The 16,297-nt window shown below is 41.2% G+C and carries 12 protein-coding genes and 1 pseudogene; 4 read left to right on the forward strand and 9 right to left on the reverse strand.

The window, feature by feature from the left end; translation table 11 throughout:
• Positions 1-86 precede the first annotated feature (86 nt).
• The 4 genes from MJ761_RS10170 to metK form a co-directional block, all read right to left on the reverse strand.
• The gene (locus tag MJ761_RS10170; RefSeq protein ID WP_093093595.1) at positions 87-1,283 is read right to left on the reverse strand and encodes an EmrA/EmrK family multidrug efflux transporter periplasmic adaptor subunit; all 1,197 of its coding nucleotides are present in this window, start codon (positions 1,281-1,283) and stop codon (positions 87-89) included.
• Positions 1,284-1,320: 37 nt separating this feature from the next.
• On the reverse strand, positions 1,321-2,760 hold the full coding sequence (locus tag MJ761_RS10175; protein WP_176715106.1) for an efflux transporter outer membrane subunit: 1,440 nt from the start codon (positions 2,758-2,760) through the stop codon (positions 1,321-1,323).
• Positions 2,761-2,791: 31 nt separating this feature from the next.
• Positions 2,792-3,286 (reverse strand): MarR family transcriptional regulator, encoded by a 495-nt coding sequence (locus MJ761_RS10180; RefSeq protein WP_093093591.1) that lies wholly within the window; start codon positions 3,284-3,286, stop codon positions 2,792-2,794.
• 769 nt (positions 3,287-4,055) lie between these two features.
• Positions 4,056-5,225, reverse strand: coding sequence for a methionine adenosyltransferase (metK, locus tag MJ761_RS10185; RefSeq protein ID WP_093093589.1), 1,170 nt, complete (start codon positions 5,223-5,225; stop codon positions 4,056-4,058).
• A 99-nt stretch (positions 5,226-5,324) separates the two neighbouring features.
• Here metK and MJ761_RS10190 point away from each other — a divergent pair, with 99 nt between their 5' ends.
• Entirely contained in the window at positions 5,325-6,197 is an 873-nt protein-coding gene (locus MJ761_RS10190) for a lysophospholipid acyltransferase family protein (protein WP_093093587.1), read from the forward strand.
• Between the two features lie 1,011 nt (positions 6,198-7,208).
• On the opposite strand, the gene MJ761_RS10195 is transcribed toward MJ761_RS10190, so the two are convergent.
• The 4 genes from MJ761_RS10195 to dinG form a co-directional block, all read right to left on the reverse strand.
• A complete protein-coding gene (locus MJ761_RS10195) occupies positions 7,209-7,787 on the reverse strand; it encodes a hypothetical protein (RefSeq protein ID WP_093093585.1) in 579 nt (192 codons plus the stop codon).
• Positions 7,788-8,545: 758 nt separating this feature from the next.
• The gene (gene rpsI / locus MJ761_RS10200; protein ID WP_025329932.1) at positions 8,546-8,938 is read right to left on the reverse strand and encodes a 30S ribosomal protein S9; all 393 of its coding nucleotides are present in this window, start codon (positions 8,936-8,938) and stop codon (positions 8,546-8,548) included.
• Between the two features lie 9 nt (positions 8,939-8,947).
• Positions 8,948-9,376 carry a 50S ribosomal protein L13 gene (rplM, locus tag MJ761_RS10205; RefSeq protein ID WP_025329931.1) on the reverse strand — a complete coding sequence of 143 codons (429 nt, stop codon included), beginning with the start codon at positions 9,374-9,376 and terminating at the stop codon, positions 8,948-8,950.
• A gap of 144 nt (positions 9,377-9,520) precedes the next feature.
• Positions 9,521-11,653, reverse strand: coding sequence for an ATP-dependent DNA helicase DinG (gene dinG, locus MJ761_RS10210; protein ID WP_037407240.1), 2,133 nt, complete (start codon positions 11,651-11,653; stop codon positions 9,521-9,523).
• Between the two features lie 132 nt (positions 11,654-11,785).
• Here dinG and MJ761_RS10215 point away from each other — a divergent pair, with 132 nt between their 5' ends.
• The 3 genes and pseudogenes from MJ761_RS10215 to MJ761_RS11050 all read left to right on the forward strand — a co-directional run bounded on the left by MJ761_RS10215 (position 11,786) and on the right by MJ761_RS11050 (position 14,026).
• Complete coding sequence (locus MJ761_RS10215; protein ID WP_093093583.1) at positions 11,786-12,619, forward strand: MetQ/NlpA family ABC transporter substrate-binding protein; 834 nt, start codon at positions 11,786-11,788, stop codon at positions 12,617-12,619.
• Positions 12,620-12,983: 364 nt separating this feature from the next.
• Positions 12,984-13,808 (forward strand): DDE-type integrase/transposase/recombinase, encoded by an 825-nt coding sequence (locus MJ761_RS10220; RefSeq protein ID WP_093093581.1) that lies wholly within the window; start codon positions 12,984-12,986, stop codon positions 13,806-13,808.
• A 38-nt stretch (positions 13,809-13,846) separates the two neighbouring features.
• Positions 13,847-14,026 (forward strand): annotated as a pseudogene (locus MJ761_RS11050) (integrase core domain-containing protein).
• Between the two features lie 656 nt (positions 14,027-14,682).
• Here MJ761_RS11050 and MJ761_RS10225 read toward each other — a convergent pair.
• Complete coding sequence (locus MJ761_RS10225) at positions 14,683-15,888, reverse strand: PDDEXK-like family protein (RefSeq protein ID WP_093093579.1); 1,206 nt, start codon at positions 15,886-15,888, stop codon at positions 14,683-14,685.
• Positions 15,889-16,297 lie beyond the last annotated feature (409 nt).

Below are 16,297 nucleotides of genomic sequence, written 5' to 3' on the forward strand. Positions count from 1 at the left end.
GAATCATTACCTGAATAAAATCTGCCGGTGGCAAAGCTAATTTTTTTGTACCAGCAATATCCAGATAAGATTCGGCATTAACAGAATCAAGGAGCGTATTGGGCAAAAATCTGCTCAATCATATTATTGATTGGCGTCCAGTCAATTGCAGCCATATTGCCATTGGTAGGAATCGCATTTACCGCTGTTAAATCCAGCCCATCTTGGTTGCGCGTATTCACCTCAACATCCATTGATAACCCTACCCGCAACGGATGCGCAGCCAACTCCTTCGGATCCAGCGCAATACGCACAGGTACACGCTGCACCACTTTAATCCAGTTACCGGTTGCATTCTGTGCCGGCAAAAGAGAGAACGCAGCACCCGTACCAGCAGACAAACCAGCTACCTTACCGTGATAGCTTACTTTGCTGCCATACACATCAGCCCTGATTTCCACCGGCTGCCCGATACGGATTTTAGCCAGCTGACTTTCCTTGAAATTGGCATCTACCCACACATTATTCAACGGTACAACTGCCATCAGAGGCGCGCCCGTAGCCACCTTCTGCCCCACCTGAACATTGCGTTTGGCAACCTGTCCGTCCACTGGCGCCTTAATTTGAGTACGCTGTAAATCCAGCCATGCACTTTTCAGATGGCTGACTGCCGTCATCACTGCCGGCTGCTGGCGCAGCGGAACATTATGCCCCAACACCGCTTTTGCCGCACTTTCCTGCCCTTGCACAGCTTTCAGGTTTGCCTGAGCTTCCAACACAGCATCACGTGCATGACTTAACTCTTCAGCAGAAATAGCATCCGTACCAGCCAGACTCTGACGACGCTGCAAGTCTGCCTGTAAGCGTTTTAACTGCGCTTGTTGTGCAGCCACCTGCGCACTGGCCTGACGTGATTGAGCAGACTGCTGCTGATTCTGGCGGATCGCATTAATCAGCTCATCATGTGCCCGTTCAAACGCCAACTGCATATCACTGTTATCCAGCTCAACCAGCACCTGCCCGGCCTTAACGGCTTGCGTGTCATCCACATTCACCTTCTGCACCGTACCAGTAATCTGCGGCGTAATCTGCACCAGATGACCATTCACATATGCATCATCAGTAGATTCTTTATGCTGCCAGACCAGCAGATACATCAGCAGAAAGCCCAGCGCAATCAGCAGAAATACCACTGTCAGCACCACCAGCTTGCGCTTGCGGGCTGCGGGCACACGTTCAGATTGCGGCTGAACCGCTGGTTGCGAGGTTGACACCACCTCACTAGTTTGCTTTTGTTCACTCATACGTAAATAGCTCAATAAAATATAAAATAACAACCAATCAACGAGTAGCCTGAGCCTCTGAAAGCTGGAAACCACCGCCCAGCGCAGCATGCAGACTATTCCAGCTCTGTTGCTGCCAAGCAATGGTTTTAACCAAATCAGCACGCGCACTCAAAGCAGTATCTTCACGTTGCAGTTTAGTAATAGCATTATCCAGTCCGGCCGCATAACGTTTGCTGCTGGACAGCGCAGCCTTCTGTGCTGCCTGAAAAGCCTGTTGCTGCAACGGCAGTGCCACCGTACTATGCTGATAATCGCTCATAGCATCAGCAGCCTGCTGCAAGGCTGCCAGTACCGTTTTATCGTATAAAGCCACCTGCTCATTATAGGCAGAACGTTTGCCCGACAATGCAGCCTGCAAACTGCCAGAAGTAAAAATAGGCAACGAAATGGCTGGCACAATACCCAGCATCCGTGAAGAAGAATGCACCAAATCAAACGCATCCACGTGCGCCAGACCGGCCAGCCCCTTAATTTCAATATTAGGATAAAATGCCGCTTCAGCAGCCTTAATACCAAAATAATCCGACTGTAATAAAGCACGTTGTGCAGCAATATCCGGCCGTTGTCCCAGTATATCCGCGCGCAACCCATCAACCGCCACTTCAGGCACAGAACCCAGCGGCTGAGGTATCATTGCCGGCAGCTGGTTTGGCGACAAACCAACCAGTGCTGCCACACCATGGCGGGTACGTTCTATATCTGCCTGAGTCTGGCGCAAACCACTTTGCAAACTCAATACCGTCTGCTGAAAAATATACTCATCACTGGCAGGTTGCAGACCAGCACGAATCCGGTTAGCAACCAACTTCTGCAATTGCTGATTCACCCCAATACGCTGTCGCAAAATATTCGCCTGTTCCTGCAACAACTGCCATTGCGTATATTGCGACACAATACTCTGGCTTAATACCAGCCGTGCCTGTTCCTGCTGATAGACAGCAGCAAGACGCGCACCCAGCGCCGCCTTAACCACATTACGCTGCTTGCCCCAAAAATCAAAAGTATAATTAACGGCAACAGCAGCCATTTCATTACTGAAGACATGATTAGGATCATCACCAGTCCTGTTTGAGTCCGGCTTCGGATTCAAATAAGCAGCCACCCCATTGGCCTGCACGCCTACCTGCACACCAGCCTCACCTCTAGCACCACGCCATTGCGCCTCTGCTTGCGCAATACGTGCAGCAGCAATGCGCAGATCCGGCGCATTGGCCAAACCAGCATCCATAAGCTGATTCAACAACGGCTGATTCAGACCCAGCCACCAGTTCTGTCCAACCTTAGCAGACTGCCCAGCAGATAATTGCAGTTGCGCAGCGTCCTGTGGTATTTGCAGATCCGGCTGCTGACCAAAATTAGCACAGGCAGACAACAGTAGCAAAGCAACTGGAGTAACAAGCGATAACTGACGTAATCGGAATCGGGACACAGACACAGTTAATTTCATGCAAATCTCAGCAAAAAAGTTAAGCAGCAGTTAATAGCTTGGTTAGCAACCGCTGCAATTGTTCATATTCCGGTTCACTCAGGGCTGACCATACCCGCCGGTGTACCTCATTGGTTTCCGGACTTACCAGCTGAATCAGATCTTCACCAGCCTTAGTTAACTTCAACGTAATTTTACGTCGATCCAGAGGATGAGTAGAACGCGTTACCCAGCCATTGAGCACCAAATCATCAGACAAACGCGTCGCACTGGTACGAGTTAGATTCAGGATACTGCTCAGTTCGGATGGTAAAATCTTATGATTCGGACGCGCATAAACTGCAAGCAACGCATGCCACAAGCTTTCTGACAAATGATGCTGGTGCAAACGTTCATTCAGCTCACCTTGAATTGTTGTATGTACCAACCGGATCAACCGGCTGAGCATCACCAGCTGAACATTCATGCTTGGCATTTTCACTGCCAGCACTTCCAAAGCAGCTTCCAGTTCAGTCGCAGGAAGAGAAAAACCCATGATAGAACACCTCAAAATTCAAAAAAATAAGCCATCACAATAATCATCCCTCTAATTATAAATGAAGCTTATAATTTGACTGAAAATATTCCATCCCAAAATAACAACTATATCAACAGACTTATCGAAACTTTCTCACGTATCCGCATACCAATGCCACCAGCCTCGCCCTATCCCAATGTTATTTTCCCGCTCACAGTCACAATCTGTCAAATGTCATATCAAAATCATAAACTGCTGCAAAGCAGCATCTACCCTTGCAGAAAAGAAACATTCGGAACAACATTCAAACCAGTGCAGCAACCAGTACCAAACCCAGAAAAACAACCAGTCGAACCTACTAATAAACGACCACAAACCTCATACGGATAATTATTTTTCTATACAAACCATAAGATAAAAATCTACAACCATCCCGATTTGTTAACGACATAATTATATTTGATAACCGAATAGATATTTAGCTAATTTGAAGATTTTTACGCCGTATTAACCAGATATCTGTTTTAGCCAGCCTGCCTCAACAACCTTTCACACCAACCTTAAACAAAATTGCATCCAGCCCCCTATACAAAAAACCAATTTTCTTAGCAAATACCTCAAAAATCACCACACAAACAGCCAGCTTAAATGACCCCCACAAACAAATTATCAACTATCATAACCAGAACAGACACACATCCCAATACCAAAATCACATCGGAAGCAAGTTTCATCATTGCAAAAAAACAGACTGCCTTAAAGACAGCCTGTTTTCATAAACCCAGAATCAAATACCCGCGGCTTCACGCAATAATTGCGCCTTATCCGTACGCTCCCACGTAAATTCCGGTTCTTCACGTCCGAAATGGCCATATGCCGCCGTTTTAGCATAAATCGGCCGCTGCAAATCCAGCATTTTAATAATCCCCTTCGGACGCAAATCAAAATGCTCCTGCACAATCTCAATCAATCGATTTTCATCAACTTTACCAGTACCAAAAGTATCAATCGCAATAGAAGTAGGCTGAGCAATACCAATAGCATACGAAATCTGAATCTGACATTGACTGGCCAAACCCGCTGCAACAATATTCTTCGCCACATAACGACAAGCATAAGCAGCTGAACGGTCTACCTTAGTAGGATCTTTACCAGAAAAAGCACCACCACCATGTGGTGCCGCACCCCCATAAGTATCCACAATAATTTTGCGGCCAGTCAGACCACAGTCCCCCTGCGGCCCGCCAATCACAAAACGGCCGGTCGGATTAATCAGATACTGCGTATCTTCAGTTAACATATCAGCAGGCAATACCGGCTTGATAATATATTCTTTTACCGCCTCAACCAACTCTTCACGTCCGACATCCGGTTCATGCTGCGTAGACAGCACAACCGTATCAATGCGCTTCACCTTGCCAGTTTCACTGTCATACACACAAGTTAGTTGCGCTTTCGCATCCGGACGCAACCATGGCAGCTCACCACTTTTACGCACTTCACTCTGGCGCTGCATCAGACGATGCGCATAATAAATGGCAAACGGCATCAGCGTAGGTGTTTCATCACAGGCATAACCAAACATCAGCCCCTGATCACCAGCACCCATATCCAGATCAAGACCTTCCCCCTCATTGACACCCTGTGCAATATCAGGAGACTGCTCATCGTAACACACCATCACCGCACAGCCATTGGCATCAAAGCCCAGCTCCGATGAGTTATAACCGATACGCCTAATCGTATCACGTGCAACCTGAATATAATTAATATGCGCACGTGTCGAAACCTCACCGGCCAGCACGCATAAACCGGTATTGACTAAAGTTTCAGCGGCTACACGTGCAGCAGGATCCTGAGTCAGGATAGCGTCTAAAATAGAATCGGAAATCTGGTCGGCAACTTTATCTGGATGACCCTCAGATACCGACTCAGAAGTAAACAGAAATTCACTCATAATTGACGGATACTTTCTGATGCTAATAATGCTTTATGGGCAGTTATAGATGCTTTTGTTATAATGTCGCCCAAATTTTAAGTTTGAGATACACAACAGATGCAAAAGCTGGTTTATGTCGTATTTTCCTTGTTGGCACTAATCCCCTTGCCAATCTTGCAGGGCATAGGTTCAATACTGGGGCGTCTTGGCTATTACCTTGCCACCAATGAACGTAAACGCACAACTAGAAATCTCCATTTTAGCAAACTTGCCGCCAACGACCAACAAGCAGAGAAATTGATTAAATCGATTTTTGCCGAAACAGCCAAAAGCGGGCTGGAACTATCCATAGCTTGGACCCGCTCCAGCAAACATATCGTCTCCCTGTTTAAAGAAGTGCACGGCTGGGAACACATCGAAGAAGCTATCGCCCACAATCATGGCCTGCTGCTCATTACCCCGCATCTGGGCAATTACGACCTTGCCGGCCGGTACCTGAGCGAAAAACTACCCTTTCCCCTTACTGCCATGTACCGCCCGCCCAAAATAAGCTGGCTGGAGAGCATAATGAATAATGGCCGCGTCCGCGATAACGGCTATACCGCACCGGCCAACATGCAGGGCGTCAAACAAATCGTACGCGCATTAAAAAACAAAGAAGCCACCATCGTTTTACCTGATCAAGTACCTGGTGAAGGTGAAGGCGTATGGGCAACTTTTTTTGGTCAACCAGCCTACACCATGACACTGGCTTCACGTCTGGCCGTCATGCCCAAAGTAACTGCCCTGTTCTTTTGCGGTGAACGACTACCCCACGGCCGCGGCTTTGCCCTGCATATTGCTCCCATGCAAGGTAATCTAACCGGCAACAAAGAACAGGATGCACAAATTATTAACAACAATATTGAACAGTGGGTCGCTCGCTTTCCCAGCCAGTATTTGTTTGGTTATAATCGCTACAAATCACGTAAAGCTAGATCCATTACCTGATAACAATTACACACATATACTCGCAACAAATCTCCTTATATGAGCTTTTGGTTCCAACCTGCATAAAACATCGACAAACCACTACCAAGAAAATTTATTCAAATATAAACAATATTTATATATAGACAAACACAGATACCAGTACTGCGAAAATTATTCATAGATACGATAATAATTTTATGTTTTAAATAAATTATTTTACTTAAGTGAAATTTTTTATACTTTGAATAAATAAAGCCATCACTATATTATCTTTTAGGTATAAATAATTTATTCATATATTATTTATATAGAAATAAATTTTATTTTCAACATTTTTACCTATTATACTGTCAATGAATATAACAAATATTTTAATAAGATATATAATTTTTTATATTTATCAATACTTTATGTAAAAAACCACTAAACCTATATAATATTACTTTAGTCACATATTTATCTTCTGCTGAGCTAAAATTTTAGCCGCTAAAATTTAAAAACATCTCCCAGATATAATTTTTAAAAGCATCTGCACCTACTTTAATTTAATAATGTGCATTCAATAATAAAAATTGAAATAATTTTATCTATGAATCAAACTAAGAATTACGATAAAGGTTCTTTATATTACTTATACAATACAAAAATCCCCTATACTTTCTTTAAGTATAGGGGATTGACTAACTAGTTATTCAACCGAATGCGGCCGCCTCCTATAATGAGAACAAACATCTTCAAATTGCCCATAACGGAAACGAGTATATTGACGTACTAATACAAGATCAGATAACGTCAAAGAGTCACAAAAACTCTTTATATGATGAATATATGCGTTATTCAACACAATATATATTCCTTATCCCTGTCTGGTTAAAAACGAGATAGAATAGACAAGAATATATAATTACTGTACACTCATTACTGCTTGAATAGTAAAAATGCAAGTGATTTTTTTCTTGACTTTTACAGAAGACAGGTAATAATTCTGTCTACCTCGGTAAACTCAGTGAAGCGCTAACTTCACTGAGTTTATTTTAATAAATCCATATCTACTTCATCTTCAAAAACTATATCTTTATTTTCCTCATTATTTAATTCATGCTGAACATCACGATTGGTAGTGTATAAACCTTTACGTCCAGGTACCGAGAACAACATATCTTTTTTAACCATTCTGTATAATCTGTTATTCAGAATAGTTCTGGTATATGTTATTCCCGTGGTAATTCTTAAAGCAATGAGCAGATTATTTAAACTAATCCTCTTGTTTTTTGCTTTATCAATTAAATTGAGTACATCAATTTCAAATTTATCAGTATCGGTAAGGCTAATTTCATTTTTTAAATCTTCCGGTATCGATCTAACAGCAAAAGGAGTTAAATTTTCTGGATTATTTAAAACATCAGCCAATAAAGCATCATCAGCTACACTTTGTGTAGTAGACTCAAACCCACTTTTCTGAGCATAATCCTTAACACTTTCTAATACAGAAAGTTGAGTTTCGATTTCTGAATGTGAAAAATGAGTCTCACCACGTTCAAGCGAATCCCGCAGAAAGGATATCTGCTGAATCAAACACGATAACAACTCTTGACTAAACACGTTCATCCTTCATTCACCAAAACAAACCATTTCATATCCATACCGCTACATCTGTAACTAATTTGCATTATACTGTTTTTTTTCACAACGTCAACGAGATTATCGAGAGCATATACGAGTTATGAGCTAATTCAAGGTAAGATAATTGCAAAAAAAAAGCAATTCTAAATTCAAAAAAGCTTAATTTTCCATTTATACTTTCAAAATATAAAAAATAAAATTTATATTAATAAACATATACTTATAATAACAATTATTTAATATAACTATTACTAACTGTTTATCTAGATATACCTATACACTTAATATTATTAAATAATTTAAACACATTATTGTCTAAAAGCCAAATGGTAAATTTATGTAATTTAGCATTTGGATGTTCTAATTCGAATCTAAAAATACTGATTTCTTCAGATATATATGCAAGTAGATTTTAAATCTGTATCTGTCTTTATTTAACTGCTCACCACTTATTAGCAATACATTTGATGACTATAATTTTTTTATAAATACCGTTTTATATCTTGTAGCCGCTCAGAGTACTACAACCACTAACAGTATTACAGTATTTCTCAATCAATTAATACCTCATAACTCTTTTAAAATCTTGCACCAAATCATCCATATTTAATTTCAATTAAGCCAATTACTCTTGATTTTCTCTATAATAAAGGAGAGCATGATATTTTACAGATAAAAGAAAAAGAGCCATAAAGGCTCTTTTTTCTGAATTCGTAAAACTGCTTGAAATATAACAATACAGATTAACGTTTAGAGAACTGTTTAGCACGGCGTGCTTTACGCAGACCGAATTTCTTACGTTCAACTTCACGTGCATCACGAGTTACCAGACCAGCAGCAGACAGAGTTGGCTTCAGAGCTGCATCGTAGTCAATCAACGCACGGGTAATACCGTGACGAATCGCACCAGACTGGCCAGTTTCACCACCACCTACTACATTAACTTTAATATCAAAAGCTTCCAGATTTTCGGTCAGTACCAATGGCTGACGTACAATCATACGGCCGGTTTCGCGACCAAAGAATTCATCCAGCGGACGACCATTTACAATAATCTGACCGCTACCCTTTTGCAGGAAAACACGAGCCACTGAACTTTTGCGGCGACCCGTGCCGTAGTAATATTTACCGTTCATCGCGTGTCCTTAGATATCCAAAACTTTAGGTTGTTGAGCTGCATGACCATGTTCTGCAGTAGCATATACTTTCAGTTTTTTAATCATAGCATAGCCCAGCGGGCCTTTAGGTAACATACCTTTAACCGCTTTTTCCAGCGCACGACCAGGAAATTGGTTTTGCATTTCAGCAAAAGTACGCTCGTAGATACCACCAGGGAAACCTGAGTGGCGGTAGTATTTTTTATCAGTCTGTTTCTGACCAGTCACACGCAATTTGTCAGCATTGATCACAATAATGTAATCACCGGTATCAACATGCGGCGTGTATTCTGGCTTATGTTTGCCACGCAGACGGCGAGCGATTTCAGCAGCCAAACGACCCAGAACTTTGTCTTGAGCGTCAACCACATACCAATCACGCTTCACCTCATGCGGCTTAGCTGAAAAGGTTTTCATAGAAGCTAATCCAGATATATATACGAAAGCTTCTAATATTAAAGATTAATCAAGTGATTGTCAATTACTATACTGGGTTTATATGACAAACTCCCTGTATTCACAGAGATTGGCAGACCATACTTTTCACCCCTAATATCATGCCTAACCGATGCGTTTAAAAGGTGGCAGACATGCCAGTAACTGCTTACCATAACGCGCAGTCAGAATACGGTTATCCAGAATAGTTACCCGTCCGTAATCCGACTCAGTACGAATCAGCCGCCCAACAGCCTGTATCAGCTTAATACTGGCTTCTGGCACAGTAATTTCCATAAAAGGATTACCACCGCGCGCTTCTATCCACTGATTACGGGTTTTCTCAATCGGATTATCCGGCATAGCAAAGGGCAGCTTGGCAATAATAACCTGTACACACATTTCACCGGGTAAATCCAACCCTTCAGCAAAACTATCCAGTCCAAAAATAATACTGGGCTTACCAGCAGCTATAGCTTCCTGATGGCGCTGCAATAACACCTGCTTAGGTATTTCTCCCTGTACCAACAACAGCGGCAAATGACTGTCTGGTAACTTCAGCGCCACCTCCTGCATCTGCCGGCGAGAAGAAAACAACACCAGCGTACCAATGGCTTCATTTTCATTAATCAGCCTCGGCAGCCATTTAACAATTTCACTAGTATGCGCAGCAGCATCTTTCGGGCTGGCTGCCAGTGCCGGTATATACAGCTCACCCTGCTCAGCAAAATGAAACGGACTATCCAGTGCCAGCATAGCCGTATCCGGCAGCCAGTTCAGCCCTGTTTGCTTTAACAGCAAATCAAATGTCCCCAGCGAGCGTAACGTTGCCGAAGTAAGCAAGGCACCGGCTGCGCGTCGCCACAAGCCACTGGCCAACTTACTGGCACTAGTAATTGGCGAAGCATTAAAACTGTAATCCACCTTATCTTTAAAAGTCCGCGTAATCCATTTAGCCAGCGGAGCTTCACCTTCTACATTTTCAGTAGAAATCAAGTCCCATACATCCACAACCTGTTCTACCCGTGCCAGCAACATCCCCAGATCACCACATAACCGGTCGAGCAGACTACTGTCCTGATTTTTATCACGTCGTGCGGCTGCTAGCGCCTCATTCATACTATTAATATGCTTGAGCAGCATACGCGCTGCCATAGCTGTATTATTTACCAGTATACTTAAACCTGAAGGTATAGCACCATCCGGCCACAACCAACTACTTTCCTCAATACCCTCCTGTGTAGCCAGACTGGGTTCATCAGCCAGATGAAACAGCCACTCCTGCATACTTTCCTGCAAGCCAGATGCAGCCTCAGTAGCCAGCACAGCCAGCTCACTCTTATCCAGCACACCAGCCACCTTATCAACAACATTACCAATCCGGTCTAAAAACCACAAGGCCTGATTCAGACTGTGTTCAGCAGCAAATTGTTGCAAGGCCTTATGTGATAAATGATGAGCCTCATCAATACAATAAAAGCTGTTGGCCGGTGATGGCAGAATCACGCCCCCGCCCATACCAATATCAGCCAGCAGCAAATCATGATTGGCCACCACCACATTCACCGTTTCCAGAGTTTCCCTTGCCAGAAAAAACGGACATTCCGGCCGATTAGGGCAGCCGGCTTTCAGACAGCCATGACGGTCATTGGTTACCCTTTGCCACAAGCCCTCATCAATCTGTTCCGGCCAAGTGTCACGGTCACCATTAAAAGTACGCGCAGCAAACTGGTCTGCCATATCTCGCAATACAGCTAATTCTTCAGCTCTCGGTTTCTTGTCCCAGAACACCTGCTGTGGTTCAAACCCCTGCAAACTATCCTGCGCGTTTAATTGGGTTAATTGATACAGTTTATACGGACACAAATAGCGACCGCGCCCTTTTGCCAGCGCAAAGCTCAGACTCAGCCCACTATGCCTAACAACAAACGGCAAATCCCGTCCCACCAGCTGCTCCTGTAAGGCCACCGTGGCACTGCTAACTACCAGAATTTTGCCACGAGTCTGCGCCATAATTCCACCGGCCAGCAAATACGCCAGACTTTTCCCAACACCCGTTGGGCCTTCTACTATAACAATAGATTCACCATTGCGCTCCGGCGCATCCTCACCAGCCTGCTGTTGCTGAGTGCGCGAAAATGCATTGGCAATGGCTGCAATCATTTCCCGCTGAGCCTGACGCGGTCGGAAATGAGGCAGACTTTTAGCGATATTCTGATAATGGTCGCGTATAGCGTTCTTTTCTAAATCAGTGAGCATAACTATTCAAACAGAGGACAAATGGCATAAATGCTTATTCTATTTAGTAGTAAAGTTATTTAAAATCAGTATATTTATAAACTAATTCTAATTATATACTGAAATTCCATATCAAATTTCAGTAGGTACATTATGAACAAAATTATCTATCTTGTATTATCCTGCTTAGTAGCAACAGGCTTAATTGCCTGCTCCAAAACCCAGCATGACACCACAGCAACTGATCCAGCCACAAAAAAAGAACTGATTTTTGGTGCTTCTGCCATGCCCTATAGCACCGTCTTTGAACAAGGTATCAAACCCATTCTCGAAAAACAGGGTTATACAATCAAAACCCTGAATTTTTCCACGCTGGAAGTGAATAATCAATCAGTTAATAATGGTCAGGTTGATTTTAACCTCGATCAACACACCGCCTACCTTAACGTCTTTAACCAAGAAAAAGGCACACACCTGTATCCGTTAGTACATATCCCAACCGTTCCAGCCGCCATCTATTCAGACAAACATACCTCTATTCAGCAGGCTCCCAATGGTGCCAGCATACTGATTCCCAGCGACCCAGCCAATACCTCCCGTGCACTGCGCATCCTCACCGACAACCACCTAATTCAGCTAAAACCTAACACCAATCCGATACTCGCCACCACCAGAGATATAGCCAGCAATCCCAAACAACTGAAAATCAGAGAAATTGATTCAGTAATGATACCGCGCACACTGAACGAAGTAGATTTCGGATTTGCCTCTGGCGGCATTGCCTATCAGTCGAAACTGGATCCCCAAAAAGCTGTACTACGCGAAAAAGTAGTGCCCGAAATGGAAATGGTGGTTACCATCAATGAAAAAAACAAAGATACACAATGGGCAAAAGACCTGAAAGCAGCCTATCAATCGCCAGAATTCAAACAATTTATGCAGAAATACAATCAAAACAAAATGTGGGTAATGCCACAGGGAGAATAAAGTACTTCAACCTCCAATTACCCCGAAAACTGTCGGCAATATTATTCTGTATTACCGACAGTTTACATATCAGCAAAAGCCCAAAGGCCACATTTACCATCCGCCATCAAACAATATAAACTTATTACCACATACAACATCACCAGACAAACCGTCTCCAAAACAAAATATAGTTAATAAAAATAACAATATCAAACACATTTAATAATTACAAAATTACACAACTAATTTGCATAAGCATAACTCTCTACAAATCAAACTTGTTTTTTAAAAACTACCCCGTCTATAACTCACCTTAAAATAGTACAACATAAAAAGCATAAAAATAGAAAATTTTCTTCATTGACTAACAGAGGATTTAAATATGAAAAAAATGACTGAATATCAGATCGTAACTATTTTAAAAGAAGCTGAAGCCGGTATTCCTGTCAAAGAATTTTACCGTAAATATGGTATGGGGAATTCAACTTTTTATAAATGGCGTGATAAATATGGTGTTATGGAAACGCGCAAGCTTAAGCAGATGTTTGCCAAGCTCAGTTTAAAATCTCAGCTTCAGGAGGAAATCATAAAAAAAGCTCTAGTACCTACCAAGGAGCGTAAAGCCTGGGCTCTGGCGTTACTAGAAAGTCATCCTGTTACTATTACAATGAGTTGTTCTATTGTTGGCCTAAGCCGCTATGCTTACTATTATCAACCTAAATTACCGGATGATTCGGTGATTATATCGGTACTCAGTGCGATCACTGGCAAGCATTTACGCTGGGGCTTTCCCAAGTGTTTTAATCGCATCAGAAAGCTCGGCTATAAATGGAATCATAAACGGGTGTATCGGGTGTATTGCCAATTAAAGCTTAATCTGAGGGTAAAGCGTAAACAACGCATTCCTTCACGAAACCCAGAAAGGCTATCAGCACCCAGTAAACAAGGTGAATGCTGGTCAATGGATTTTATGAGTGACAGCAGTCGCAATCAACGCAGGTTTAGAACCTTCAATGTGATAGATGACTTTAATCGTGAGGCGCTAGGCATTGATATGGTGGTCAGTTTGCCGGCTGGCAGGATGAGACGCTATCTGGATAAACTGGCTGAATATCATGCTTATCCACTCAAAATACGAGTAGATAATGGATCGGAATTTACCGGAAACACCTTTACTAACTGGGCAAAGTCACAGGTATCACCCTAGATGATATTCAACCAGACAGCCGATATCAAAACGGGTATATTGAACGATTTAATCGTACCTATTGCACAGAGGGACTGGATTGATATCTATTTAATAATCCGGAACAGGCAAGAAAGGTAACCGAAGAATGGCTAACCATTTATAATACTGAAAGACCTCATGAAGCATTAAATAATATGACGCCGATTGAGTATAAAACACTAAAACAAGCAGCATGATTTTCTACGTCTGTTTTGTACTAACTATGGGGTATTTACAAAAGTTCTAAACCTGCGTTGATTGCGACTGCTGTCACTCATAAAATCCATTGACCAGCATTCACCTTGTTTATTGGGTACTGATAGCCTTTCCGGGCTTCGTGGAGGAATGCGTTGTTTACGCTTTACCCTGAGATTAAGCTTTAATTCACAATATACCCGCTGAACCCGTTTATCATTGCATTTGTAGCCGAGCTGGCTAATGCGATTAAAACATTTAGGAAAGCCACAGTGTCAATGCTTGTCAGTCATAGCACCAAGTACCGACCTAATCACCGAATCATCCGGTAATTTAAATTGATAATAGTCAGCACAGCGACTTAAGCCAACAACAACGCAGCTCATGGTAATCGTCACACAATAGCTTTCTCGTAGTTGCATAGCCCAAACTTTACCTGCCTTGGTAGGTACTAGAGCTTTTATATGATTTCCTTCTAAAGCTGGGATTGTAAACTTAGCTTAGCCAACATCTGCATAAAAATATAGTCATTGCCAATAATAGGATCAGTAAGTACGTAATAGAAACCTTTAATATAAAGATTTCTATTGCGGTATGAATGTTGATTTAAATTAAATAACAATACGTATTAATCATACTATTATACATGTTAATTGCCTCAGCGCTCTTTAAGTAATGCCCGCAACGTTTGTTTTTCATACACTTGACGAATTATTTCAATGACCGACTTAGTAAAAGTACTCTCCTGAGGATGGAAAAAACTTATCCATGTTTCGTCTTCTATGAATTTTGGCATGGCATTTTTTTCCGGTGAATCCCAAGCAGGCCACCACAATTCATTTGATTGTGGTGATGAAAGGATACCTTCCATTTGCTCTGCAATACGTTTGTATAGTTTTTTGTTAGGCTGAACAGTAGCATCTTTTCGACGAATCCCATAAATTATATCTCTTTGCATTGTACCTTGAGACTCCCAACGCAAAACAAAATAATCGTTTGGATCAAACTTTATTTGAAAGCCTGCATAACGTTTTTCAATTTCAGTATCTCCTTCAATTTTGATACCTACCATACCTAAATTGGCTGTTTGGTCTCGTAAGTTTTTAATAAATTTATTAAATAATTCCTTTTTTACTACTTCAATATTATTTGCAATAAGAAGTGCTGAATTAAGGTTGTTAGAATTTGAAAGAATCATTTTAACTAACTCATCTTGTTGTTTCATATTTATTTCTCCATTTATATTTTCTTGAATATATTGAATTAAATCCTCAACAAGTAATTTTACTTTAGGTGCTTGAACATATAAAGCACAATCAATTAACCAATTGCGTAATTCATAAAAAGTGATGTGTAATACATTATCGCGAATAGACTCATCGGTATCTTCAGCCAAAGTATATTCGTTAATCTCTCTATTACATAAATAGATCAATAGCCAATTTTTATCATTTTTTGCTTCACCATGTAACCACGTGCCATAATCTTTTAATTGATCTTTTTGATCACATGCCCATGGTTTATTTTCAATTGCAATATAATTTTTATGATCTGTGAGGAAAATATCAATCCGCTGTCCTGTAGGAATTTTATATTCAGTAACAACCTGATATTTTGACTCAAGCTGTATGTTTTTTTGTGAAGAAAATAACTCATAAAACTTGTTAATAAATAAGTCTTGTTGACCATGTGTTTCATTTTTATCCAATAAAAATGCTAAGCAATTGGATAATGCCATTTCATTGATACAAAATAGATTCAATAAACGAAAAGCAGGCGCAAGTTGGCGATCAAATAATGCATTAGCCTTTTTATAACTTTCACGCCACAACGTAACATCATCTAATAATTTTTGAATGCTCAATGCTATCTCCTTTTTGATTTTTTAGTTTATAAATGCAAATATTTATTAATATTTATGGTTTATTGCCGTAATTCAAAGAATGTAATGACCTGATTCCATGTTGATTTATCTAGTGATATTATATATCACTACTCTCGAACATAAGCTAAAAACAATCTTAATAATTTTAGGCTCAATTATCTTTTCTATTTCTGTCACAATCAAAAATTGCCAACACTTAAAAAAAACCAACCCCTTTTAGCATCTAAAAAATTTTAATAATATTGTTAACTCTTCCTATTGATATAAAACAACATATTGGAATGGCAACACCTATTCAAACAACAAAATTAAGGGGTAGCCGTTTGTTAAATTCTACCGGAGGCAAATAGCCCAACGACGAATGTAACCGTTTATGATTGTACCAATA

Origin of the sequence: Snodgrassella communis (genome assembly GCF_914768045.1) — a bacterium.
Classification (GTDB): domain Bacteria; phylum Pseudomonadota; class Gammaproteobacteria; order Burkholderiales; family Neisseriaceae; genus Snodgrassella; species Snodgrassella communis.